22 protein-coding genes are annotated in these 26,210 nt (G+C 45.4%); 4 read left to right on the top strand and 18 right to left on the bottom strand.

Annotated features, from left to right (window positions below):
• Window positions 1-4: 4 nt before the first annotated feature.
• The 8 genes from Q7C19_RS12205 to Q7C19_RS12170 all read right to left on the bottom strand — a co-directional run bounded on the left by Q7C19_RS12205 (window position 5) and on the right by Q7C19_RS12170 (window position 9,449).
• The gene (locus tag Q7C19_RS12205) at window positions 5-967 is read right to left on the bottom strand and encodes a carbohydrate ABC transporter permease (RefSeq protein ID WP_035411105.1); all 963 of its coding nucleotides are present in this window, start codon (window positions 965-967) and stop codon (window positions 5-7) included.
• A 72-nt stretch (window positions 968-1,039) separates the two neighbouring features.
• On the bottom strand, window positions 1,040-2,350 hold the full coding sequence (locus tag Q7C19_RS12200; protein ID WP_056063835.1) for an ABC transporter substrate-binding protein: 1,311 nt from the start codon (window positions 2,348-2,350) through the stop codon (window positions 1,040-1,042).
• A gap of 29 nt (window positions 2,351-2,379) precedes the next feature.
• Window positions 2,380-2,862, bottom strand: a complete 483-nt coding sequence (locus Q7C19_RS12195) for a hypothetical protein (RefSeq protein ID WP_035411111.1) — start codon at window positions 2,860-2,862, stop codon at window positions 2,380-2,382.
• 222 nt (window positions 2,863-3,084) lie between these two features.
• A complete protein-coding gene (locus Q7C19_RS12190) occupies window positions 3,085-4,245 on the bottom strand; it encodes an ROK family transcriptional regulator (protein WP_056063838.1) in 1,161 nt (386 codons plus the stop codon).
• Between the two features lie 111 nt (window positions 4,246-4,356).
• On the bottom strand, window positions 4,357-5,061 hold the full coding sequence (locus tag Q7C19_RS12185; RefSeq protein ID WP_375092236.1) for a hypothetical protein: 705 nt from the start codon (window positions 5,059-5,061) through the stop codon (window positions 4,357-4,359).
• A 313-nt stretch (window positions 5,062-5,374) separates the two neighbouring features.
• Window positions 5,375-6,223 carry an MBL fold metallo-hydrolase gene (locus Q7C19_RS12180; protein WP_375092235.1) on the bottom strand — a complete coding sequence of 283 codons (849 nt, stop codon included), beginning with the start codon at window positions 6,221-6,223 and terminating at the stop codon, window positions 5,375-5,377.
• An 84-nt stretch (window positions 6,224-6,307) separates the two neighbouring features.
• Window positions 6,308-8,974 (bottom strand): MMPL family transporter, encoded by a 2,667-nt coding sequence (locus Q7C19_RS12175; RefSeq protein ID WP_375092234.1) that lies wholly within the window; start codon window positions 8,972-8,974, stop codon window positions 6,308-6,310.
• A 31-nt stretch (window positions 8,975-9,005) separates the two neighbouring features.
• Entirely contained in the window at window positions 9,006-9,449 is a 444-nt protein-coding gene (locus Q7C19_RS12170) for a MarR family winged helix-turn-helix transcriptional regulator (protein WP_035411126.1), read from the bottom strand.
• A gap of 134 nt (window positions 9,450-9,583) precedes the next feature.
• Between Q7C19_RS12170 and Q7C19_RS12165 the strand changes: the two genes are divergently transcribed.
• Window positions 9,584-9,775, top strand: a complete 192-nt coding sequence (locus Q7C19_RS12165) for a hypothetical protein (protein WP_035411129.1) — start codon at window positions 9,584-9,586, stop codon at window positions 9,773-9,775.
• A gap of 40 nt (window positions 9,776-9,815) precedes the next feature.
• Here Q7C19_RS12165 and Q7C19_RS12160 read toward each other — a convergent pair whose 3' ends face one another.
• The 3 genes from Q7C19_RS12160 to Q7C19_RS12150 all read right to left on the bottom strand — a co-directional run bounded on the left by Q7C19_RS12160 (window position 9,816) and on the right by Q7C19_RS12150 (window position 11,542).
• Window positions 9,816-10,265 carry a universal stress protein gene (locus tag Q7C19_RS12160; RefSeq protein WP_056063846.1) on the bottom strand — a complete coding sequence of 150 codons (450 nt, stop codon included), beginning with the start codon at window positions 10,263-10,265 and terminating at the stop codon, window positions 9,816-9,818.
• 28 nt (window positions 10,266-10,293) lie between these two features.
• Entirely contained in the window at window positions 10,294-10,743 is a 450-nt protein-coding gene (locus Q7C19_RS12155) for a general stress protein (protein ID WP_035411135.1), read from the bottom strand.
• Window positions 10,744-10,807: 64 nt separating this feature from the next.
• A complete protein-coding gene (locus Q7C19_RS12150) occupies window positions 10,808-11,542 on the bottom strand; it encodes a hypothetical protein (protein ID WP_035411138.1) in 735 nt (244 codons plus the stop codon).
• A gap of 123 nt (window positions 11,543-11,665) precedes the next feature.
• Between Q7C19_RS12150 and Q7C19_RS12145 the strand changes: the two genes are divergently transcribed.
• Complete coding sequence (locus Q7C19_RS12145) at window positions 11,666-12,304, top strand: FusB/FusC family EF-G-binding protein (protein ID WP_035411141.1); 639 nt, start codon at window positions 11,666-11,668, stop codon at window positions 12,302-12,304.
• 76 nt (window positions 12,305-12,380) lie between these two features.
• On the opposite strand, the gene Q7C19_RS12140 is transcribed toward Q7C19_RS12145, so the two are convergent.
• From Q7C19_RS12140 to Q7C19_RS12120, 5 genes are all read right to left on the bottom strand, one after another.
• Window positions 12,381-13,919, bottom strand: coding sequence for a diguanylate cyclase domain-containing protein (locus tag Q7C19_RS12140; RefSeq protein ID WP_375092233.1), 1,539 nt, complete (start codon window positions 13,917-13,919; stop codon window positions 12,381-12,383).
• Window positions 13,920-14,117: 198 nt separating this feature from the next.
• Window positions 14,118-16,688 carry a HAMP domain-containing sensor histidine kinase gene (locus tag Q7C19_RS12135; protein ID WP_290748058.1) on the bottom strand — a complete coding sequence of 857 codons (2,571 nt, stop codon included), beginning with the start codon at window positions 16,686-16,688 and terminating at the stop codon, window positions 14,118-14,120.
• A gap of 145 nt (window positions 16,689-16,833) precedes the next feature.
• Window positions 16,834-19,734 carry a S8 family peptidase gene (locus tag Q7C19_RS12130; protein ID WP_375092232.1) on the bottom strand — a complete coding sequence of 967 codons (2,901 nt, stop codon included), beginning with the start codon at window positions 19,732-19,734 and terminating at the stop codon, window positions 16,834-16,836.
• Window positions 19,735-19,878: 144 nt separating this feature from the next.
• Complete coding sequence (msrB, locus tag Q7C19_RS12125) at window positions 19,879-20,979, bottom strand: peptide-methionine (R)-S-oxide reductase MsrB (RefSeq protein ID WP_375092231.1); 1,101 nt, start codon at window positions 20,977-20,979, stop codon at window positions 19,879-19,881.
• Window positions 20,980-21,186: 207 nt separating this feature from the next.
• On the bottom strand, window positions 21,187-22,044 hold the full coding sequence (locus tag Q7C19_RS12120) for a YihY/virulence factor BrkB family protein (protein ID WP_035411153.1): 858 nt from the start codon (window positions 22,042-22,044) through the stop codon (window positions 21,187-21,189).
• A 187-nt stretch (window positions 22,045-22,231) separates the two neighbouring features.
• On the opposite strand from Q7C19_RS12120, the gene Q7C19_RS12115 reads away from it, so the two are divergent.
• Both Q7C19_RS12115 and Q7C19_RS12110 read left to right on the top strand, forming a co-directional pair.
• Window positions 22,232-23,326, top strand: a complete 1,095-nt coding sequence (locus Q7C19_RS12115) for a nitric oxide synthase oxygenase (RefSeq protein ID WP_375092230.1) — start codon at window positions 22,232-22,234, stop codon at window positions 23,324-23,326.
• A complete protein-coding gene (locus Q7C19_RS12110) occupies window positions 23,323-23,769 on the top strand; it encodes an NUDIX hydrolase (RefSeq protein ID WP_035411156.1) in 447 nt (148 codons plus the stop codon). Before Q7C19_RS12115 ends, Q7C19_RS12110 begins: the two co-directional genes overlap by 4 nt.
• A gap of 18 nt (window positions 23,770-23,787) precedes the next feature.
• On the opposite strand, the gene Q7C19_RS12105 is transcribed toward Q7C19_RS12110, so the two are convergent.
• Both Q7C19_RS12105 and bcaP read right to left on the bottom strand, forming a co-directional pair.
• Window positions 23,788-24,567, bottom strand: a complete 780-nt coding sequence (locus Q7C19_RS12105) for a GNAT family N-acetyltransferase (protein ID WP_313489691.1) — start codon at window positions 24,565-24,567, stop codon at window positions 23,788-23,790.
• Between the two features lie 90 nt (window positions 24,568-24,657).
• Window positions 24,658-26,043, bottom strand: a complete 1,386-nt coding sequence (gene bcaP / locus Q7C19_RS12100) for a branched-chain amino acid transporter BcaP (protein ID WP_375092229.1) — start codon at window positions 26,041-26,043, stop codon at window positions 24,658-24,660.
• Between the last annotated feature and the right edge of the window lie 167 nt (window positions 26,044-26,210).

Below are 26,210 nucleotides of genomic sequence, written 5' to 3'. Positions count from 1 at the left end.
CTCCTTAGTTATCCATTTTCTTTTGTACACGCAATTGGAAGTACGTGATCAGCAAGGCGATCGTCAGTAGGATGATAGCAACAGCACTCGAGAAACCAACTTCCTGTTGCAACATCGATTTTCGGAATAGGTATGTCGAAATGAACTCTGTCGACGATCCTGGTCCACCAGCTGTCGTGATCCAGACTAAGTCAAACGTCTTCAGACCACCGATAACTCCGAGAATCGACAGAGTGAACGTCGTTCCTTTCAAGTTCGGGAAGACGATGCTCCACAGTGTCCGGAAGAATCCAGCTCCATCGATTTTTGCTGCTTCGAAGATTTCCTTCTCAATCGTCAACATTGCCATGTAGTACATGACCATCGAAGAACCCGTCCACTGGAAGATGTTGATCGCAATGACGGAATAAAGCGCGATGTCCGGATCACCAAGCCAGTTCTGCTCGAGGCTACCGAGACCAATCGCACGGAGGAACTCATTGATGTAACCAAACTGGAAATCATAAATTTGTGAGAATGCCGCACCGAGTACGACAGGACTCAAGACGACCGGAAAGAAGAAGACCGACTTCATCGCCGTCCGCAATGGTCCCGGTGTATGCAGGAAGTACGCCAAGACGAGACCGATACCAGCTTGAATCGAAACGGTCAAAATCGTGAAGATGAATGTGTTCTTCAGCGAGAGATAGAAGTCCGGATCTTGGAACATCTCAGCATAGTTGTCGAGTCCGACGAATACTTTGTCAAACGAAATCCCGTCCCACGAGAAGAACGAGTTATAGGCATTATAGAAAATCCCATAATAGATGAAGCTGACGACGAACAAGACGATCGGAGCAACGAAAGCCCATCCGACCATGTTTCGCTTCATGTTCTTTTTCTTCTTCGGTGCGGGCGGGCGTGTCGCCACCGGCTGGAGCGGTTCTGCTTTTGGTTTAATCGGCAATTCCTGTCGCTCTGTCTGCATATCGATTCCCCACTTTCCTCAAGTCCAAAAATCAGGAAGTGGCACGCAGGCGTACCACTTCACTGTCGAGTCTTATTTCGCTGATTGATCCGCTGCGTCTTGAACGCGTTGTAATGATTCTTTCGGATCTTGTCCTGTCGCGATGTTTTGAAGTTCCTTACCGAGGATATCGTTTAATTTCGTATCTCGGATACCACGGCTAGCAACCGCTTTTGCTAATGTGTCGTTTAACATCTTGTACGATTCTTTTTCGCCTTCAGATGTGAAGGCAGCGTCTGAATCGACTTTGACATCCTTGATACCAGGTGCCATTTCAAACTCACCCATGTAGACTTCTTGTCCTTTTCCTTGACTCATGAAGGCGATGAACTCTGCTGCACCTTCTTGTTGTTTCGACTCTTTATTGACACCAAGTGCCATATCGATCGATGCGATGACCGGTTGCTCTGTTCCACCTACTAAGTTCGGGAGTGGAACGAATCCGAGTTCATCTTTGATTTTCCATTTGTCTTTTTTCTCAGCTGTTGTCATCGAGTGTGCTTCCCATGAACCGATGACCCACATCGCTGCTTTTTTATCAAAGAATTGGTTCATCCCGTCATTGTATGTCGCTAGACCAAGCGCTCCTTCTTGGAAAACTTTATCTTTGAAGAGATCTTGCCAGACTTGTGCTGTTTTAACCATTTCGTCGTCTGTCCATTTTGCTTGACCCGAGAGGACTTTTTGAATGTAACCTGGTGCGACCTGGTGGCTGAGGACGTTGTAGACATCGATGTCAATCCATGCATCTTTTGCTCCGAGCATGAGTGGAATGACTTTATCGCCTGAGTCTTTAATCTTCTTGACTGCGCTGACTGTTTCTTTGTAGTTCTTCGGTGGTGTCACACCGTATTTATCAAGCATCGTCTTGTTGTACATCAAGTACGCTTGACCTGTGAAACCAATTGGAACTGCATATTGTTTGCCGTCAATCGTTGTTTGTTCGATTCCAAGCTCGACGAACTTATCTTTCCAGCCTTTACCTGCTGCTTTATCCATGTACGAATCGACCGGTACGACGCGATCCTTGTACTGCTGAATCATCGGTTCTTTCAGACCGATGATGTCTGGACCTTTACCTGACAGCATCGCGACCTGTAATTGTTTTTCGTAGTCTTCACTGTATCGTTTGAATTGAACGACGTATTTATCTTGTGATTTATTGAAAGCATCAACGACAGTTTTCCCCGCTTCTGGTTGCGGTGCCCAGCCCCACCATGTGACGATCGTCTTACCGTCTTTTGTTTTCGTTTGTTGCTCGTCTTCGCCACCACAAGCGGCGAGGAATGCGGATAATGTTAGGACTGATGCTGCAGCAACGAGTTTCGTTTTTTTGAATTTCATGTAAGAGCTCCCCTTTTATGTGTAAGTAGTCAAGCGTATCGTCTAGCGTGTTCCCCTTCGATTAGTGCTTGTCGGCACCATTCTTCGATCACCTTCGTCTGAATCGGCATTCCCTGTAGCTGAATCAATACACGGGCGATCAATCGAAGACGGTATGCCAGCGTATCGACGTCCGGTCGGACGAAGAGATATAACTCTCCACCCAGCGTCAAACAACCGGCAGAGCGCATGTGTTGCATGAGTGCGCGTAATTCAATGTATCCGCTCTCATTTTTTCGAATGTGTAGCTCGGATGAACGGATCGTCAGGACCCCTTGTACCGATGACATCCGGAATTGAAACACACCATCACGTCGTGGTCGGACGAGCACGATATCCTGCTCGTCTGTCGGGACATCGCCTGGACCCTGTTCTGTCATCTGTTGCGTTGACCGATGAAAATAAAAACCGCGGATTGCTCCGTAACGCCCGAAAGCTTCACGGTACGAAACCCATGGATCGTGTGGTTCCATTGCGCGATGCCTCCCTTTCCTGCTTCAGCTTGATTAGCCCCTGCTAACCTGCATCCACCTCCACTTAGTTGACCATGAACTTAGTAAATTAAATTTATTATCTAACTTTATATCGACTATAGCACATTGGTTTTTAACTTGTAAACGGTTTCAATAAATTATTTGTTGAATAACAAAACCGATTCCGTGTCTTGCTAGTTTGCAAGACACGGAATCGGTTCATTAAATCGTTTGAAATAAACTATTTGTCGCAAGGGCAGCCGCACTGAGTGCTCCTTGTTTTTCACCCCAGGGAACCATCTTGACATCGGTTTCACGTGAAGCAGCGGTCAACGCCGTGTGCTCGACCCGTTCCTTGATTTGATCAACGATCGTGGGTGCGAGCTCAAACATCGGTCCCCCAAGTAAAATCCGGCGTGGATTCAGGAGATGAATCGTATTCAAGACACCGATTCCGATATATTCCCCCGCCCGTTCATATGTACGAACTGCTTGTTCATCGCGTTCGTTTAACCGTTTGCGCAAATCAGCAATCGTCATGACTTGCGGATCCACGACAGCATAATCCCGTAACAATGCTTTTTCGCCTGCTAATGCTTCTAGGCATCCTCTGTTCCCACACGAACAAATCGGTCCATCGAGATCAAGACGCATATGTCCGACCTCTCCCGTAATATGATGTTGTCCGTCGACAAGCTGTCCATCGAGCACATAAGCACCCCCGATGCCTTCCCCGGCATAGAGATAAAAGAATTGTTCGACCCCAACACCTTCACCGAATAATAGCTCAAACGAAGCGAGTGCTCGAACATCGTTTTCGATGAAGACAGGATAGTCAAAGCGTGCTTCAAGTTGTACCTTCAACTCGACGTCATGCAGGTGGAAACGTGGTGCAAACAAGATGACACCTGTCTCCGGATTGACCATCCCGTGGACGGAGATCCCGATACCGTGAATCGTTCCCCGTCCTTGTGTCTGTGCAATCAAGGTCTCGCATAATCGACCAATCGCTTCAATCAATTCTTCATTCGTCTCAAAACGTCCCACGGCTTCGGACTCATGAATCGTATTACCACTTAAATCCGCGACGACTCCGATGAATTGATGACTTGTCGCATCGATGCCGATGACGTATTGCTCTGTTGCGACGAGTTCGAGCATGATCGGTTTTCGTCCCCCATTTGATATCCCAAGCTCTCGCTCCGTCACGAGTTGTTCTGCAATCAATTCACTGACGATGTTCGATACCGTCGGCTTCGTTAAGTTCGTCCGTTGTGCTAACTCAACCCGCGAAATCGGTTGATGCATCCGAATCAGTCGCAAGACGAGTGCCCGATTATAGGAACGCATCCATTTAGAATTACGCGGTGTTTCTTTCGCCATGTCCCCATCAACCCCTTTGGTCTGTCTCTTTACTATCTTCGCATATTTTGTAAGGGATTTCACGGTCTCACTTAAAAAACCGTTCATCTGCTGAACGGTTTTTGTGCACTTTCATGCTTCGTCATATGGTTGTTCTAAAATCAGGACGCGTGAACCATCCGGATTCTCGGTCAGTTCGATCTCAACGATTGCCTGACCGACGAGCAAAACGATTGGTAGAGAGGGATCATTCTCGCGAAAGAAACCGATTTTTCCATGGTGTGCGTCCATATAGTCCGCATATAAAAACGTTCCATTGACGTGCAGCTCATCCTTCATTCGATTGAACGACAAGCGCGGGACACCATACCAGGCTTCCCCGTTCAAATAAAGCAAGGGACGCTCGCCGACCGATTCATTCGTCGCCCGCCGGACCTCGATTGCTCCCGTCGTATCGTAATACAATCGATCTTGACCACGTGTCGCGATGACGATCGGATGTTTCTTATACAAGACGACTTCTAAAATTTCATCCGCTTGTTCGACGAAATAACCAGTCTCATCCGACTGGGCAAAACTAATCGTATACAACTGCATCCAGGAAACGATATCCGTCACTTGAACCGGTTTATGAAAAAGCGCAGAAACAAGTAGTGTTTCTTCCGGGGTGACAAACAGACTGACGGAGATATCCGCTAAGCGGATCGTCCGGATTTGTGTCGAAGGATACGTATGGTCATAACTCGGTACAAGCATCGCTTCATAGTGATCATCCTTTTCGACCAATTCAATCGATGGCATGCGTCGATCAAAATCCGCAATTTGAATTCGTTTCATCCGACATCTCCTCTCACTTTCACTAACAGTCTCACGCAAGTTATTACCCAATATCTGGTTTTCGTGCACTCCCCTGAATTCAAAAAATCGGAACGCATGCGTTCCGATCATTGTACGTACAGATCATATAGTAGATATAGAATGCCTCCCACGATAACCAAAAATGAAAAGATGCCCGCTTTTCCAAAAAAAACGCGATCGATGGTTTCATCCCGTTCGAATTTTGGCTTTGTCATATAGTACCGCTCCCTTTAACAAGCTCGTAGTACTTTTTTATTTCGACGTCCTCCGTTTTATCCCTTGTTACGATCTGTCATTTCACTCCATTTGCAAAGTAGATCAATGTTTCGGTTTCGTCTTCCGTCAACGATCGTCCTGTCTCTTCTGCATATAAAGTCCGCATATCCTTCAGTCGTCCTCCGGTCGCTTCCGTTACACGAATGGCTCGACGCAAAATGTTGACCTCTTCTTCAAATTCAGACTTCGGCATCGCTTCTCCATGCGACCAGACATAATAATCGGCTTCTAAACGATCGATTGCCGCTAATAAGCGCTTCGTCCGTTCGACCGTATAATTCCACTTCGATGAAAAGATATCCGCATACATCGCGTCTCCTAAGAACACGACGCGTTCTTCCGGAATGTAGACGAGTAGGCTACCAGGAGAATGATCATTTTCGACTTCAATCAGTTGGCACTGCACGCCACCTAAGTCAATTTCCAATTGTCCAGTAAAGCCAATCGTCGGTAAGACGACTTCAATATCGCGTGTCGTACCAAACTCGAGCTTGATCGCATCCGCACAAAACGGAATCTCGATTCCTTGATCCATTCGTTCTTGTAACGCTGCATCCGTCCAAGCGTATGGTTGCATCTCTTTCATGCGGGTGATTGTTTGCTGTGTTGCCATCGATGGCAGACGGAGATGTTTCATCCCAAAAATATGATCCCAGTGCCAGTGGGTCAGGGCCAATAAGTCAGGTGATCCAAGATTGTGTTTTTTCATTTCTTCTAAAAACAAAGCGGCATGGGCTGACGAGTTTCCCGCGTCAATCATCAATTGATGCTTCTCCCCACGCACGACGGCGAGAATCGGGCGATCCGTCTCGCTGACCGGTGTCTGATACCAAATCCGTGAAGTCAGTTGTTTGAAGTATTGCATGTTCTACCTCCTTATACTCTGCTCTTAGTATACGTCATGAAAAAACCGGATTCATCTAGAAGACGAATCCGGTTTGATTAGTTCTTATTTTTTGACATTTGATCGAAACGGCCACCAGACCCCTTTACCAAACGAAACTGTAATCGCTGGAATCAAGAGTGGTAAGACGATTAATCCATACAAAAGTAGACCTGTGATGACGATCGTCGCGATTTGAACGAGACTCAAGACACCAGACGGCATCATCGCTCCGAAGGTTCCTGCAAGAATGATCGCTGCCGTGATGATGACAGATCCCATCTTTTTCATCGACAGGAACATCGCTTCCTTCGTATCGAGTCCCTTGATCGTCTCTTCGCGGAAACGATCGAGTAGGAAGATCGAATAATCGATACCAAGGGCAATCAACATGACGAATCCGAAGAACGGAACAGCCCAACTGATGCCGTCATATCCGAGACCGTTGACGAAGATCAGCTCAGCGATCGACATCGACGTATAATACGTCAGCAATAACGAACCAATCATGAACAATGGCATGATCAACGAACGGAACATGATCGCTAAAATCACAAAGAGACTGATCAACATGACGGTCACTGTTCGTTTGAAATCGGCTTTCGACGTATCATTCAAGTCACTGTTGACGCTTGAAATCCCGCCATATGCGACAGTGCTGTCTTCAAACGGTGTCCCTTTAATCGTATTCGCTGTCGTCTTTTTGATTGCAGCGACGGTTTGAATCGCTTCTGGTGAATACGGATCATCTTCGAGGATGACTTCAAACTTCAATCCGGTTTGCTGATCAATCGCGTAACGGTCAATTGCTGGTTTAAAGGCCTTGTCCGATAACGTATTTTTTGGTACGAACACACCTGTCCCACGGATCGATGTCGCTTGTCCCATCTCGGTTAACAAATTCGAGATGTCATCTAGGCCATTACTAATTTTCGCAAGCCCTGTGTTTGCTTGACCAACACCATCCGCAAGTTGTGTCAGCCCACTTCCAAGTTGACCGGCTTGTGCTCCTTGTGAGGCTATTCCACTTGCTGCTTGACTGATGCCAGATTGAACTTGGCTCAATTGACCAGACAAGGCATTTAATGTCCCAATGGTTTGCGGGATATTTTGAGTCGATTGCAGACCTTGACCGACGAGCGTCAACTGTTGGTTGATCTGTCCAAGTCCGTCTGCTGCTTGTTGCAACTGACTTGCTCCTACTGAAGCCGTGTCTCCTGCCGGTAGTTGTCCTGTAATACCGTTGAGATTGTCTTCAACTGTTGTCAGACCAGACTGAACGTCCGTAAGACCGGCGGTTGCTTTCTTCATGCCGGAAGCAACTTGTTTTAATTGACGATCGACGTAGAAGTCATTAATGATTTCGCCTGTCGGACGAGAAATCGAACGAACCGATTTGACCCCGTCGATTTTCACGAGCTCACGACTCAACTGTTCCGCATAAGGAACTGTCTTTTCTGTAATCAAATCTTTGTCGCTCTTAAGAATGACATTGACCGGGAGCGACTCACCTGCTCCAAATCCATCCGAGATCGCATTCAGTCCTTTGACCGTATCATACTTCGCACCAATCTCATCGACGGTATTAAACGAGAGGTCATCATTGTACGTAAAGAGTGTCGGGACCGTGACGATCGCAACGATGATCATCGCAAGTAAAGGACGACGGATCGATAACCCACCATAATGTGACCACAGTTTGCTATCTTGGTGACTCGCTGCCTTCTTTGACGGCCAGAATAATTTTTCTTTGAGTGTCGCCATGAAGAAGGGGACAAGTGTAAATAAGACGAGTAAGAGGACGGCAATCCCAACCGCAACAGCGACCGATGATTTGAAGATTGGGAAGTCCGCAAACCCAATCGCTGAGAAACCGACAAGAACAGCAAGACCACTGATTAGTAACGTACGCCCTGCTGTCTTATACGTGTTGACGATCGCTGTCTCGACATCGTGTCCTGCCGTCAATTCTTCCTTATACCGGCTCAGTAGCAAGATACAGTAATCCGTCCCAATCCCAAACAGGATGGCAACGAGGAAGATTTGCGTATAGTTCGATACCGGGAATCCGAACCAGTCGACGAAAAAGGCGACGAGTGATTGGCTGATCAGGTACGTAAAGCCCACTGCCACAAGTGGTACGAACGGTGTGACGATGGAACGGAAGACGAGCAGAAGTAGTCCGAAAATCAACCCGACGGTAATCAGTTCCGTCCGCTTCAACCCTTCTTGTGAGCTTGTATTGACGTCATCGTTGATTAACGCTTCACCCGTTAGATAAATCGTTTGATCCTTTGGCAAGAGATCTGTCCGAATTTGTTTTGCCAGTTTGACGATTTCTTCTTGCGAACCGTCGACCGTGATTGGAACAAGGACTGTCTTTTGATCTTTTGAGACGAGCTGTCCTTCCGTCTCTTTGTTTTCAAACGGATTCAGCACATCCGTGACCGGACGATCGAGTGCTTCTAAATCTTTAACGATTTTCCCAATCGACTTTCGATCAGCATCGCTGACTTTGTCTTTGAGCGGAATAACAAGAGAGATCGTTTCTTCACTTGCTCCCGCTTTTTCTAAAATATCTGCTGCCCGCTGTGAGTCAGCGTTATTCGCAAGCTGAATCGCCCCTGCGTCCTCTGCTTGTTTTGCCAAGTTTGGTGCCGTAAATAGTAAACCTACTGTGACGATGAGCAATAATGCAAGAATTGCCCAGCGCCATTTGACGATTTGTCGCATGTCTGATTCTCCTCTTCCTTCTATTCTGTCTTTAGACGTTCAACTGCAGAATCTCTTTGATTTTCTTAAAGGTTTCGATGAACTGGATGATTTCTTCTTCCTCGACCTTTCCTTCAATCAAACTTTCGAGATACGTATAGATTTCTTGCTCCGCCTCTGTCGCAACCAATCGTCCTGCTTCGGTCAACGAGATGTACTTCGTTCGGTGATCATCTTCTCGGCGTTCGACGATGACAAGTCCTTTTTCCGTCAACTTTTTCAGCCGATTGGAAATGGCGCTTTTATGTACGCCCTGTACTGCCGCGAGACGCCCCGATGAGATTGGTCCGTATTTTCCAACGAGCTTCAACACATGGAGTTGTTCCGGTGAATACATTTGCCAAACAGGCGCTTCGACTGACTTCAGCACACGTTCAGTTCCATGGATCATGACTTCTTCGAACAGGAGGACTGCTTCACGTAAATTATCTTTCATTTTTAGTTTACCCCCTAAACTTATAAAGTTAGTTTAGCCCCTCAACTAGTACGTTGTCAACTTTAAACTGTCACAACTCACCACTGCAGAACATGACCATTTTCTGTATGATAAAAGAAGAGAGGAGCATGCTTATGTTGACTTTATTTTGGATCGCATTAGTCATTTGTCTCGTCGGACTCATCTTTACGTTGCGGATTGCTAAGCAACCAGCAGAAGAGCAGTACGATCACAAGACTTCGGCAAAAAATATGTCTTGGATGTATTTCATTTTTCTCCCGATCATTCTGATTTTATTAGGCATTTTCTATTACTTTCTAACGTGACATAAAACAGCACACATCAGCCGATGTGTGCTGTTTTATGTCACTTCAAGGTTTTCGGACGGACGATATAGATATCGCATTTTGCATAACGGGAAATGTTTTCAGAAACACTCCCAATCATGATTCGTTCCATCGCATTCATCCCGACTGCTCCGCAGACGATCAGACCCGCACCAACGCGTGGTGCGATGACCTTTGGAATCAGTGTTTTCGGAGAGCCATTTTCGATGATCAGCTCAACTGTCTCGACACCTGCTTCTCGTGCCCGCTTTTCGTAACGATCGAGCAATTCTTGTGCATATTCGGTAACGTTTTGATCAATGAAACGTTTATTGGCACGTACGTTAGCAAACGTCTGAATATCGATGACATGGGCGATGACGAGTTTAGCATGATCAAGTTTGGCAAATTTCACTGCCTTCTCAAATGCTAAATCTGCTGTCTCTGATCCGTCGACTGCTACCAAAATCGTATGATATTGGCTCTCCATCAAGATTCATCCTTTCCACACGACTCTCTTACAACATCCGATCATTTTCATTTTCAAGGGCACGGTTTTCGTGATCAAGTTTTCGTTCCGCTTCGATTCCCTCTGGCTCTGTTTCCAGAATACTTTTTGGTTCCGGCGCAGGACGAGAAGCCCCTGCTTCGTCTGCCAACAGGACATAATCGCCTTGCTGGACACGTAAGACGTGTTGCCGAATATCTGCCTCCGGCAATCCGAGTTCCGTAAAAGCAGTTTGAATTTCCTCAGCCGAAGCTGGTTTGCCTGTAAACCGCTCAAACAGCGTCCGTTTTCCAGAGACGAGTTGCGCCGCCGATTGCCCACGTAACATCGCCATATCGGTCTTGTCTTGCAACACGATATATAGATCCTCTTCTAGATAACCTGCAAAATGTAAATCCTCGATCTTACGAATTAAATCCGTTTCATTCTGATAGACACCAATCCATTGTTTTTTCCCCATGATGCACGCCTCCCCCTTTTATAACAGCTATATGGGATATACCCCAAATTCACCTAAAACATAACTAGGACGAAGAAGACTTAGGTGAATGCTGTCGAAAAAGACGTTGACGTTTCTGAAAGACGTAATAACATAGGAGTAAAACACACATTATGCCAATTCCCGCTACAATCTGTTGCAAGAGAATGAGACGTTCGTTAAACAATAGCCCAGCTAAATACCAGATGAGTGCGAGACCAAATACCCAATCTGAATGGATTGCGATGAACAGGAGTCCACCGATAACAGCTAGTGCGAGCGCACTCGTGCTCCATTGGCGTTCGGAAAGACTGAATAGAGAAGTGAACTGAAAATCCGATAAGATCCGAAATGGTAAAATCAATAGCATCGTACTGATCCAGGCAAGCAACACTGAAACTGGAGAGCGCATCCACGGCGAACGCCGGGGATGGTGTTGAATTTTCATATAGACTAAGCAAAGGCTGATGAAAGAAATCGTCGTCGAGACGAGTTCCCAAGGGGGGCCACTCATACTACTGATTCCAAGCGTCACGAGTGATAATGCAAGCCACCCTCCGATATCTTCAATCAGTTCTCGATCCGCAGGGAAGGCACGTACCGGTCGAATACACCAAATCAATAATGTCGTAAACACAACACCGGCAATGGCGTCAAAGAATGGTGCAGGAACAAGAGGTAACTTAAGAATGGTCATCGGCTGTTGCCAAACGACGCGTGCTAGCATTGCAAAGAGGAATGCTCCTACATTCATCAAGCGTAAAAATGTTAAATACTGCACGTCCCTTTTCACCTCCTCGTTCAGTCTGTTATTTAATTCCCGCTGTAGGAGTCCGAAAAACTAAAATGTCGCTTTGTTCTGTTGCCAAATTCCGGTACGATGAAAGGAAAAGGAGGAACGAGAATGGACGCATTTTTACTACCCCATCAATACAATTTCATTCGGAATCAAGTCGAGCTGCTGCAACATCAATTCGCAGCCGTTCATGACCCCGATGTTCGTGATGCTGTTCGGTACAGTGCCGCTGAAAAGATATTTGATCTATTGCCAGTACTTACACCGGAACAGGAAATCTTGTTGACGAACATTCGTGACGCTGAATCCGAACAGGATCTTCTCATGTATTTGACACGTGTGGAGCCGTTCGTCCAACCATTTCCGACCATCTCTGAATCACGAATCCGACAGCTCTTTAAAAAAACGAAAAAGCTACACGTTCCGCCACTTCACTCCTTTGAGTGGACACACACGACGTTTTTAAGCTGGAACGATACCGGAAATCGGAAAAAATATTTCGTCTATCCCTTGAATGGTGAATGGATTGGCGTAGAAGGTACCTATCTACCATCGATTCAAAAAGGGATTTGTGCGATTTGTCATACGTATAGTGATATTACACTCGTAACTGTCACGACACGCCGTTCGACTGAACAGCATCAAACGATTGGTCATTATATGTGTATCGATAGTGATGCTTGTAATCAAGCAGTGACCAAGCCGGACGTTATTGAAACGTTCTTAGCCCGTTCGCAAAAGAAATGATATACATCAAAAAACACGTTCGTATGACTGGTCCGTTTGGATCAGTATACGAGCGTGTTTTAGTACATGATTTTATTTATACCTTCGTTACCGTCGAATCATGCATACAAAATTGATTTTTCCCCCGACGTTTTGCTTCATACATTGCAAGATCTGCCTGCTCGATCAAGTCCGATCGAGAGGCTGCATGTGTAGGATAAATCGCGCCCCCAATACTTGCCGTCACAGGAAGTGGAATGATGCCATGATGAAACGGCTGTCGAAACAAGGAAACCAGGTGTTCTCCACACTGCACGACTTCTGATTCTTGTTCAACGTCAAATAATAAGACGATGAATTCATCCCCACCCTGTCTCGAAATGACCGTATTAGGCGGTAGTTTCTTTTGTAAGCGTGCCGTGACGTCGATGATGAGCTGATCTCCGACACGATGTCCGTACGTATCATTAATCTCTTTGAAGTGATCGATATCGATAAAGAATAATCCGACTTGCCCTTCACTCACTTCCGCTCGGTACAAGGCATCTTGAAACAATCGTGCAAACAGATACCGATTCGGTAACCCTGTTAAAGCATCGTGATACGCCATGTGCCGCATCTCTTCCATGGCAGATGCTAGTGCTTCCGTTCGTTCCTCTACCTTCGCCTCAAGGTTTTCACGCAGTCGTTGATTATCAACGACGATCCGAATTTGACGGGAAATTAATAACGGAATCGCAATCATCAGACCAATCGTCAAACCATTCCAACTGATTGTTTGCCGTGCCATCGTCACGAATAGAATTAACAAGAATACGTATGGCGTAATCAAACGCAAGACATCGATCCATTTCCGAGCGACATCAAAGCTGACGAATGATTCCTCAGCATCAAAACGATAAGCTGCTAATCCGACGATCATGACAGTCGCTAACCATAACGGATCGAGCCAACTCGAAGGGATGGGGTAATCAAATCGTTCTAGCACGACGTATAGAAGGTCGGCAAGTAACTGAAAATGAAAAGCGAGTAAAATTAATAACAACGAGCCACCATTGCCACGCTTCATCAAACCAAAAAACAAGACAATCATTCCACCGAGTAATAATAAATCGCCGATCGGATAACGGAGCCATAAAATCGTTTCGATCGTCAGCAGCGTATTCGCTTCTAAATACGGTGTCACTAAATAGTGCCATGAGAGCGACCCTGCAACGACTAGAATGATGAACTCATCGAATAAAAAAACACGCAAGTTGACCTCGCGTCGTCGATTGCGAAGAAAATAGCCAAAAGCGATCAAATAAATCAAGATTTGAAGACTGAAGATCAAGTCGATCCAGTCAAACGGTTCCGTTCGCGTTCGTCCTTGTAGAAAATATAGAAGCTGTCCACATTCGCCTAATCCAAGCATGGCGTTAGCGAACAATAAAAGAAGAAATAAACGATAGGTAAAAGGGCGTCTTGTCTGACGTCGTTGTGCCTGCCAAATCAAATAGAGGGAGATCATCACACCACCGATCGTGAACAGACTGTTGACGACTTGTCCGATAAATGTATCCGTTCCAACGCACGTCACCCAGCCGATATGAAAGAGTAACCAACCGATGACGACTCCCAACCATTTCTGATACATAACGAATCCCCCCTTTCCTTTTTTAACCATAGTTCGTTTGTCCTATAGGTATATCGGTTCACGATTGCTGTTTATTCACTCTTTTTTTATTTTATTAAAAATATTTTTGACAAGATTACTCTTTTTAAACGTAAGCAAAAACCGTGTTCACACCTAAGCGGTTTGAACACGGTTTAACAGAAATACATCATGTTTTCTTTAACTAGAACGTCGATTCTCTTCTGTCGAATCGATCGATTCACTTAAACTGAGCGGTAAGACGATGATGAAGCGACTGCCTTTTCCGACTTCAGATTCGACGTGGATGACGCCTTCATGTTCTTTGACGATTTCCTTACAAATTGATAAGCCGAGTCCCGTTCCACCGATTCGACGTGTATCGGAATTATCGACACGATAGAATTTATCAAATAAATGAGTAAATGCGTGGCGTGGAATCCCAATTCCTTCATCCTTCACTTCAATGATGGCTTGATCGTCTTTCGTATCAATCCAGACATCCACACGTCCACCATCCGGAGAATACTTGATTGCATTATTGATCAAGTTGCTCATCAGCTGTTTGATTCGGTCCTCATCTCCTAAGATGAACGGACGGTCCGGACTGAGCAATTGCAAATGAAGATCGTGTCGTTCACTTGAAGCGTCATACAGGGACATCACTTGTTCAGTTAGGCTGAGCAAATCAAGATGTGCCATTTGGTACAACTGTCCACCCGACTGCATCCGTTGAACGTCTAAGAAGTCCGTGACGAGGTTCGATAATCGTTCTGTCTCATTATGGATCGTCGCTAGATACTTCTGCTGTTTTGAGTCATCGATCTTTCGATTTAGCATCAACTCTGTAAAACCGTAAATCGATGAGAGCGGCGTTCGCAATTCATGTGACACAGTCGAGACAAGTTCTGTTTTTAGACGATCGGCTTCTGTTTCCCGGGTAATATCCCGTAAGACGAGAATGATTCCCTTCCATCCCCCGACGACATCAATGCGTTCCGCGTAAACTTCTAGATGCGCCGTATTGTTTCGAACATCAAATCGGACTTTGTCCGGTGAAATCTTACCGGAACGAATTAAATCCAGATACGTATTAAAGGCTTCAACATCATCCACCAACTGACGCATCACATCAATGACGTACTCACTCGAAGGTAACGTCCGATCTACTGTGAATTCCGTTTGAAGTTCTGGAATCAAGTCAAACAATGGACGGTTGACGTATAACTCTCCATTTCCATCCTCGAGATAAATGATCGCTTCTCGAATTGAGTCCAACACTTGCTCTGTCTTTTCTTTTTCCTGACGCATCCCTTCATAAGAACGCGTCCGTAGAAGTGAAAGCGTCATTTGCTGCGCAAACTCGCGAATATCCGTCAGCTGTTGTCCTTTATATGCAGATTTGTAGCGAACGAGATAGATGGCAGCAATCAATTCATGCGTTTCTGGATCTTGAACCGGAATCGTCACCTCATACGTACTAAAGGAATACGGATGCTCTTTTTCACGTGTAACGCGCTTCTCCGATTGAACGAATTCCATCTTGCGAACAGATCGATTGATGACGGACATCTCATCTTTCAGGAGATCTTTTAAATAGTCCATCGTCATGCCGTTTGTGGTTGCACCCATAAACTGCCCTTCTTCATAAAGCAATAGAGCACCGTACTCTGAAGAAGTGATATCGATCATCTTTTGAACGATTGCTGGATACGATTCGACAGTTTCGCGAACGGCAAGTGCCTCTGTTAGTTCACTACGTAATCGCAACTTTTCCTCATTCTTTTTCGTCGTTTGATACGCTTCTTCGAGTTCCTCTTGTTGCGCCTGCAGTTCTTCTTGTTGCGCGAGCAATTCCTCACTTTGCGCTTGCAATTCTTCATTTTTACCTTGCATCGCATCCGTATGAGCATTCGTCGTCACGACCATCCGATTAAAGGAAGCACGTAATAATCCGATTTCGTCTGGACGTTTTTCTGTCGTCTTATCGATTTCAATTGGTTCCTTGCGAGCAAGTTTTTGATTATCGTCTACTAATCGTAACAACTGCCGCGTCATCCGGCGAAGGAACGGGTGAACGAATAAGAGAATGAATGCGACGAGCACAACGATACTTGAGATCCAAATCCATTGTGATTTTGCAACTTCACTCCGCAATTCCCCGACAGCGGTTTCTTGCTGTTGACTTAAATTCGTCCGGTATTCGTCAAGCGCTGCAGATGCTTTATCAATATCTGGTGTAATATCGATTGAACCGTCTGCGGTTGGCTTTAATCGTCCTTGTTCTACGAGACGTTTCGCGATTGGTAAGGAAAATAGACTGTCACCTTGTAAAAAATCCTCGTTGATTCGATTCGCCTTTTTTTCATTGACGTAAGACTGGGTCAGCGGAAATAAAGCGTCATAGTAAAGTTCATATAAATTCGTCATTTGTGCCGCGAATTCTTCTTCTTCATCCGTTTTTGCGTTTCGCATGAACCAATCGGTCTCACTTTTAATATCTGTTCGAAGTGCTTGAACCTCGTCAAACCGATCCTGGTCTCCAAAGATGACAAACCCTCGTAAACCGAACTGAACCGTTTGCCAATTGTCCCATAAATCGTTGGCTCGGCGATTTTGTTCACTGATCGTTTCTAAATTTTGTTTAGACGTTTCAATTCGCCCTTCCATGTAGTCATAGACAAAGAACGAAGTAATCGATACTACGATCAGTACCGCATAAAAAACCGTCAGCAACTGCCGACCGATTCGTCGCCGAATCCAATTCATCATGAATGTATCCTCCTCATCATTCATTGAATGATGCTTTTTCATTTGTTTCTTTTAATATAATAGAAACGCTTTCGAAGCAACAGCTAAGATGTACAAAAAAAGACCTTTTCTCGGAATGTACCCGAAAAAAGGTCTTTTCATACTCTTATTTTTTCGCTTTTTTCACTGTCACAGACGTTACAGGACTCACTTGTCCGCGTGTATTCTTAACGTAAACCGACAGTTTCACTTTTGCTTTTTGCTTCGGAATTTTGACGGAATAGTTTCCTTTTGAAGAAACCGTTCCTTTTCCGATGACTTTTTTCTTCGCATCTTTTACGTAGACACTCAATTTCTTTTCAGCTGTTCCGGTTACTTTCGTTTGACCGGCATAGACCGATTTCACTTTTGGTGCCTTTGGTGCTGGTAAGACTTTTACGATCGTCGGTTTACTTGTTCGTTTTGCAATATCCGTCACCGTAACGATCAAGCTTGAACCACCAACTTGCTTTGGCAATTTCGCGCTGAACTTACCTTTTGCATCGACTTTCGCTGTTGCAATTTTCTTTTGTTTCGCATCTTTGACTGTAATCGTACCACCCGCAAGAGCTGTACCTGTCATTTTTGTCGCACCGGCAAGAACCGGTTTCACTTTTGGTGCTTTTGGTGCTTTTCCAGGAAGGACTTCTGTCCGTTCCGATGTGACGTCTAATCCATTCGCATAGCGAACCGTCAGAACTGTTTTTTGGTTTTGACGCGGAATCTTGACGCTGTATTTTCCTGCTTGTGCTGTTGTTGCAGCTAACTTTTTATTCGTTGTTGTTTCTTTGCCATTCTTATCTTTTGTTACGACAGCTGCCCACACTTCAACTTTCGTCCCTGTCTTGACTGTTCCAGAAACAACTAGTTGGTTATCGTAGACATCATTGACGTTCCCGTTCAAGTTCAACTGGGAGATCGCACGTGGAATACTAACTTTCCCGTAGCCAGCGACTGGACTGACGTAAGCTGGGAACTCAGGCTCAATTTTCTCACCATCTTCGTCCTCATCTTCAAATTCATACCAGTCATTCGGATTTTCAAACGCAAGCGGTTCTGCACTCTTACGCAAGATTTGTTCGATTTGCGCTGGTGTCAGTTTCGAATTTAGTGATTTCAAGATACCCGCTACTGCGGCAACATGTGGCGAAGCCATACTTGTTCCATCCATGTACACCGTGTTACCGTCTGGAATCAAACTAGCCACTTTTGATCCTGGCGCTACGACATCAAGTCCAACACCATAGTTCGAATAATCCGCGACCATTCCGAGAGGGTTCGTCGCTCCGACAGAAATCGCGTATTCCGAGTTCGCTGGGTAACCGACCATCATGTCGTAGTCATTTCCTGAAGCAGCTACGACCGTAACACCATGATCTGCTGCATATTTCATCATATAAGCCATCGTCCGGCTCTCACCGCCACCAAGACTCATATTGATGACTTTTGCATCATGATCAACTGCATATTTAATCCCGAGTGCGATGGCGTCTGTTTCCCCTTCACCGTTCGCATTCAAGACTTTAACCGGCAGGATTTGTGCCGATTGATGGATTCCCTGGATACCATAATCGTTGTTCATCGTTGCTGCGATGACGCCTGCCACGTGTGTCCCGTGACCGTTGTCATCAATTGCATTCCCGTCACCGTTGACGGAAACGTAGTTCTTTTCATTTGCGATATCAACTTTGCCTTGTAAGTCCTTCAAACGATAATCAACACCTGTATCGATGACTGCAATCTTAACAGGAGCTAATTTTTTCGTTCCAAAACGTTGTTGGAATGCTTCAAAGCCGATCCCAACGTTATCAAATTGCTCAAAAGCAGTCTTTTTATTGACGGCCCACTGGTAGTCGAAGTTGATATCACTTGTCGCACGGTACGTCTGAACTTTCTCAACGTACTCAACGGCTGAAGAACGATTGAGTGATTGTTTTAATGCTGCCGCTGATTGACCTTTAACAGTTGGATCTTCCGTCACGATGACGAAGTCTCCTGCATTGCCAAGGGATAAACGTTCTACATCATTTGCTTGAACACCCGCAATCTTCATCGAACGGTTCATCTTACCTGGTTTTAGTTTGACGATGTAACGTGTTGCTTCTTTTGATTGGATACTCATACCCATCGACTGGAATGTTTCGCTTAACGAACTACCACTTAATTTCGAGATATCCATTTTATTTGCATATCCATCAATCTCTTCAGCAATCACAGTAGGTGACGCTTCACGTGATAATTTGTAAAGACGATCGACAGCTTGTTGATCAGCTTTCGTCAACGTGTATGAAGTTCCACGCACGAGTGCTTCCATCGCTGGTTTCAATGTTTTTAAATCTTCGTATGCTTGTTGACGCTTATCTTTGTTAAATAAAAGTGTTTTGACGACATAAGGCGACGCTTTGTAGTAAAGCGATGTCAAAGCACGGCCTGCATCCGATTGGCTCAATACTTGCTTTTGGATTGAGTGCATGAGCGCAAGCATCGGCTTTTCTTCTTTTGTTTGCTTGAGCGCTTCTTCTGCCATACAGCTGATATCATTGATCGGTTCATACTCAACCGGCAATTTGACGTTGTTATACGTTAGTTTAGCGTGCGCTGCTTTTGTCGTCTTCCCTTCTTCGATGTTCGGGTAATATTCTACTTTGACATAATACGGTCCATCCCATGCGTATGGAACAGCTAGTTTTGTCGGTGTTTTTTCATTTGGCTCTGCTTCTGTCCGGTAACGATCAAACGTATCGTCTTCTGTAGCCATCGCTTCGCTTGGATAAGCTGTTACTTGAACAGGTTGATCCGTATCGATTGATAACTCGAAGTGAGAGGCAGTTTTTTCTACACCCGCTTCATGATTGACGCGGTACCAATATGTATTTTTTTCTTCCGTTCCTGTTTCAAGCGTCGTCTCTTGACCTGCTTTCAAAAGCGTTGCTTTAGCAAGGGCAGTCTCCGCCTTTGCTGTCGTAGGTCCTACTCCAAGCGTCAAAATCAGACAGCTCAGCATGACCCAAATCATCAGTTTCTTCACAGATGTTCCTCCTTCAAAATGGACGTACTTTACCTTGATTATAAACAGTATATGGATAAAATGGATATTTATTTTATGGATGTATCTTACAATTTTGAAAGGAAAGGCACTCAATGCTCACACGCATTGAATGCCTTTTAATGATTATTTAAAATCTGCTACATATTCGCTGTATCCTTCTTGTTTCAATTCCTCTTTCGGAATGAAACGTAAAGCAGCCGAGTTCATACAATACCGAAGTCCGGTCGGTTTCGGACCATCCGAGAAGACGTGTCCGAGATGTGCATTCCCATGTCGGCTCCGAACTTCCATCCGTTTCATGCCGATTGAGAAATCACTTTTCTCAATGATATTCCCCGGCTCAAGTGGTTTCGTAAAGCTTGGCCATCCTGTCTTCGAGTCATATTTATCGTTTGATGAAAACAGTGGTTCACCAGAAATCAGATCGACGTAAATCCCGTCTGCCTTTAAGTCATGATACGGATTATCAAATGCCGGCTCTGTCCCATCTTCTTGTGTCACCTCGTACTGGATTGCGGTTAGTTTCTTTTTAATTTTCGCTTCCGATAATTTTGGATACGTTGGAAGGTTAAGTTTTGGTTGATCGTTCCAGTAGCGATTGATAAAGTCATCGCGTCCAGAAGCTGCCCGATAAAACTTATATTTTTTCTCATTCGTTAAATAATAATCCTGATGGTATGCCTCCGCTTCGTAAAAAGGACCTGCTGCAATCAATGGTGTGACGATTTTTTCATCAAAAACCTGTTGTTTCTCTACATCCTGTTTCGATTGCGTTGCAATTTCTTTTTGTTTTTCATTCGTGTAGAAAATCGCTGTCGTGTACGATTCCCCTTGGTCAACGAACTGACCGTTTGCATCTGTCGGGTCAATCTGACGCCAGTAGACATCGAGTAATTGTTTATATGAGATGACGTTTGGATCAAACGTGATTAACACCGCTTCCCGATGCCCTGTCGTCTCCGCCGATACTTGATTGTATGTCGGATTTTTAACATCACCGCCCGTGTAACCGGAAATGACCGATTTAACTCCTTTTAACTCCTCAAACGGTGGCTCCATACACCAGAAGCATCCTCCAGCTAAGATTGCCGTCTCTTCCGGTTGATAACTCAATTTCTTACTACCACTTGATTTTGCCTGCTGTTGCTGGAACACGAAGTATCCCCCGACCATGACGACGATGAGACCAATGACGGATAAAACTGTCCACATTCGTTTCTTCATCTCCCTTCGCCTCCTTTATTTAGCTTACGTCGCGTGACGTTTATTGGATGTTATTTTATTTAACAGTAACGCGCTGATGCTGGCTTGTCGTAGCATGTGCTTAAATGAAGCACATTCATTTATCTCTTCCTATGATCCTACTAAGATATATGTTTTTAATAAAAAGCAGCTGACACATCGTCAGCTGCTTTTGTGTGTTCAAAATGATTAACGCACGCTTTCTTCTTTGATTTTTTGCGGCTTCATGATTTTTGCTTCTTTTTTCTGACGCATGCGTTCCGCATTCATCAGTCCCCCTAACATCAAAACAACAGCCGATAAATAGAACCATGTCATCAAAACGATGATTCCGGCAAGCTGACCGTAAAGACGGTCGTAACTCCCAAATTCAGCGTAGTAAGAGAAGAATTCCGAAACGACTTGCCAAGCAATCGTCGCGAAAATTGCCCCGGGAAGTACCTGACGAACCGTCAAATGGACACTCGGTAAGATCCGATATAATAAAATGAAAAAGACAAGTAAGAACAATGTCCCGAGTCCCCAGCGGAATAAGAACCAAATCCATGAGTAGTTCGTTACGAAATCAGCAACGATTGAAAAATGATTGATGAAACGTCGTGTTAGTTTCTCTGAAATCGGAACAATCAATGAAATCGGTAAGATGATCATCATCCCGATTGTAAAGGCGAAGTCTTGCAACAGCCCGCGCCAAAACGGTGCTTTCCGTGTCACTTCGAGCGCATCATTTAGCGAGCGGACAAGTGACTGGACCGACATCGAAGCAAGCCAAAAAGCGGCGATGAAACTGATCGAGGCAAGCTTAAAGCCGCCTTGATCAAAGATTCCGACGACGTTCCGCTGAATCAAGTCGTACGTTTCTGCTGGAGCAAATGGTCGAATCAAATCCAGCACGTTTTCCGACGTAAACGGTAAGAACGAGACGATCCCAACCACAAATAATAAGAATGGGAATAAGGACAACATCAGATAATAGGCGAGCTGAGCCGATTTATCAAAAAAGGCTTCACCAAAAAAACGGGCAAATACAGGTTTGATTAAAGACATACAAATTTCCTCACTTTCAACTCATTCTCTACACTATCCCCCATTTCATAACTTCTTTAAACTTTTGGGAGTCTTTTGAACTTATAACAACCTTATACATCATTCAAGTTTGGCGCTTCGTTTCTTCGCGGGGTACACTAGGAACAGAGATTGTATCGTGCTTGTTTTTCAGAAAGGATTTCGATTCGTGGACCCATTCATTCAATCCGAAGCAGAACGCTTCTTTACTTCTTATATAGAGCAATACCCCGAAATGTCCGGACGTCAGCAAGAAGTCATCCGTTCGATTCAAATGACAGGAACATATGAACAGACGGCTTCCGAGCTCGCGTTCGGTGCTAAGCTCGCTTGGCGCAACAGTAACCGATGTGTGGGACGCCTCTTTTGGGAGCAACTTCATGTCTTTGACGCGCGGAATGCGTTGACCGTCGAAGCGGTCCGCGACGCGTTATTTGAGCATATCCAGTTCGCGACGAATGAAGGACGAATTCGCTCGACGATCACGATTTTTCATCCGACACGTGTGCGGCTGCATAATCACCAACTGATTCGCTACGCTGGTTATGAGACTGCAACAGGAATCATCGGCGATCCGGCTTCTGTCCAACTGACACGACAATGTGAAGCACTTGGCTGGACAGGGGCAAAAACACCGTTTGACATCCTTCCTCTCTTGATTGAACTCGATGGACAACGTAGTCTGCATCCGATTCCAGACGAGCTCGTGCTCGAAGTCAGCATCACACATCCTGACTATGACCTGTTTGATGGTCGCGAAGTCCGCTGGTATGCCGTACCGATGATTGCTGATATGCAGCTTGAGATTGGCGGTATTGTTTATCCGTGTGCCCCGTTCAACGGTTGGTATATGGGAACAGAAATCGGCGCTCGTAACCTCGCCGATACGGATCGTTACGATCTGTTGCCGCTCGTCGCGACGCAACTCGGTCTGAACACATCGCGTGAACGTTCACTCTGGAAAGACCGAGCGCTCGTCGAACTGAACGTCGCCGTACTCGAATCTTTTGAACGCGCTGGTGTTACGATCGTCGATCACCATACCGCTGCGAAACAGTTCGCTCGTTTCGAAAAAAATGAAGCGGCATGCGGTCGCGATGTCACCGGGGAATGGTCCTGGCTCGTGCCACCGATGAGTGGTGCAACGACGCATATGTTCCATAAAGATTACGACCCAGAAATCAAACGACCGAACTTCTTTCCAAAATCAACACAGACAGCGCCTGTGACGGGTTGTCCGTTTCACCAAGGAGTATTGAAATGAATTATGTCGAACAGTTACGTCGAAAAATCGGTCACGATCCGGTCATTCTCGTCGGTTCCGTTGTCCTCGTCGTGCAACATGAACACATTCTGCTGGAACAACGGAACGAAGCACAAGCTCGCTTCGGTTTGCCAGGTGGATTAATGGAATGGGCGGAATCACCGGAAGAGACCGCTCGTCGGGAACTCCTCGAAGAGACTGGACTGGAAGTCGAACGATTGACGTTACTCGATGTCTACTCCGGTCCGCAATACGTGACGACCTTAGCGAACGGAGACGTCTTTCAAAGCGTCACTCTCGCCTATATCGGTGAACATCCGATCGGAACTTTAAAGCAAAGTGACGAAAGCATCAAGCTTCAGTTCGTTTCGCTAGACGACTTACCCGATCACTTGGTCGGTTCTCACGCTCGAATGATTGAAGACTACAAAAAACGCCGCTGAAGGATAGCGGCGTTTTTCTTATAGTGACTGACGCATGATGTATTGCTTCAAATCCCGTTGTATCCATCCTTCAGAACGTAATGCTTCCCACACTTGTACATCTGTCGATTGATAATGATAGGTCGTTCCCGGTAAATGGCGGACGACTTCTGTCGCATGCCTTGCTTTATGTTCTGTTGGACCGACGACCGACAATAAAGCAGCCTCCGCTACAGCGACGACACTTTCCTCGAGTTGATAATAATTCGCCTGCAAGCGTTGCATGACATGAGGATCTTGTTGCCAGATGTATTCTCCTTGTCCACGATACTGTTTTAAGAACTCTGTTTCTTCGATCGCTGGCAAAGCGGATTTTTGATGTTCATCGGTTAAATGAAAATATCCAATTTCTCCAACAATCTTGTAGTGAAGCGATTGATACAATCGAATCGCCGGATCGTTCCCTTGAATGACTTCAAGCATCAGTTCATCCATTCCGATTTCCTTAGCGTGGCTCAGTTGCGCTTGGTACAAGGCTTTTGCAATACCAAGTCGTCGATACTGCGGTGAAATGCCCAGCCCTCCACATCGCATGATGCGTTGACCATCGATTTCCTTCCAACCGTTCAGCCAAAGACCAACCGGTTTTTCTCCATGGTAGGCAATAAACGAATGTTCCAACTGGTTTCCGTCTCGCTCGAGAATTCGCTTCTGAAACTCTGCTTCTGATAAGTGCAGCGGAATCAGGTAATCTTGAAATCCATCCTGCATCGTTTGATATGCTGTTTTTAAGTCAGGCGCGCGTTGAATATGAATCATCGAAAAACCTCCTTTTCCACTGAGCAGTTTCGCTATCTTTCTTGCGATTTCCTGCAGACAAAAACACCCTTGTCGCCAAGGGTGCCCTACTTATTGAATTTTAGAACGGCTACGTCCGTAACCAAAGTAAACAAGCAGTCCGATTGCTGTCCAAACGAAGAAGGCAATCCATGTGAATTTCTGTAAGTTGACCATCAACATGATACAAGCGAGGACTGATAGAATCGGTAAGACTGGTACGAACGGAACTTTAAAGGCACGCTTCAAATCAGGACGCGTCCGGCGCAGAATGATGACTGCGATTGAGATGAGCGCGAATGCTGCTAGTGTTCCGATGTTGATCAATTCAGCAAGTGTACCGAGTGGCACGAATCCAGCAATCAAACCGGCGATTGTTCCGAGAATCCATGTCGCTTTGACCGGTGTGTGTGATTTTTCATTAACATCCGAGAAGACTTTCGGTAAAAGTCCGTCACGGCTCATCGCGAACAAGAGACGAATAAGACCAAATGTCATGACGAGGATGACCGTCGTCATACCAACGATGGCACCCAAGTCAACAAATCCAGCAACCCAGTCTTGACCTGCGACTTTTAACGCAAGCGATACGGGACTATCGACACCCTCGAACTGTTTGAATGGAACGATTCCGACCATGATAGCCGAAACGACGACGTATAGAATGGTAACGATCGCAAGCGATCCCAAGATTCCGATTGGTAAGTTACGTCCTGGGTTTTTGACTTCTTCTGCCGCTGATGTGACCGCATCGAACCCAAGGTACGCAAAGAAGGCAATCGCCGACGCTTGTAAGATCCCACTCATACCAAACGGAGCAAATGGTTTATAGTTGCCTGGTTCGACATACCAAATCCCGACGACGATGAAAAGAACAACGACGGCAACTTTGACGAGTACCATGACATTGTTGACGCGTTTTGTTTCTTTAATGCCAAGCGAAAGCAAGAGCGTGATGACCATTAAAATCAAGAATGCCGGTAAGTTAAAGAATGTCTCGCTTCCCGGTACAGCTCCTGGTGCAGCTGTTAAAGCCGTCGGTAAATGGACGCCGAAACCTGCTAAGAGCGACTGGAAATACCCTGACCAGCCAGTTGCAACGGCACTTGAAGCGAGTCCATATTCTAAGATCAAACACCACCCGATGATCCAGGCGACAAGTTCCCCGATCGTTGCGTATGTATACGTATATACACTACCTGAAACAGGAATCATCGACGAGAATTCAGCATAACAAAGGGCTGCGAGTGCACAGACGACTGCAGAAATAATGAATGAGATCGGTAAAGCTGGTCCAGCATAAAGAGCACCCGTTCCTGTTAGAACGAAAATTCCGGTTCCGATGATGGCACCGATTCCAAGTAAAATAAGGTCAAACCCTGATAAATGACGTGCCAGTTTGGAATGTTGTTTCATATCCATCATTACACTGACATCTTTCTTGCGAAGCAAACTCATGTTTCATCCTCCGAACTTTTCTCTTTTTTCTGAATATTCAAATCATTGAGGTAATTGACTTTCTAATCATAACAAACGATGTCAGGTTCGATAAGTCTTTTTTTCTGTATTTTTTCACAAAGTGGTCAAACCACTTTTGTGAAAATACGACAACGCTTTGATGCATC

Origin of the sequence: Exiguobacterium sp. PHA03, assembly GCF_041945985.1 — a bacterium.
GTDB lineage: Bacteria > Bacillota > Bacilli > Exiguobacteriales > Exiguobacteriaceae > Exiguobacterium_A.
Note: the sequence above shows the minus strand (reverse complement) of the source record. Positions and strands in the feature narration are given on the sequence as shown.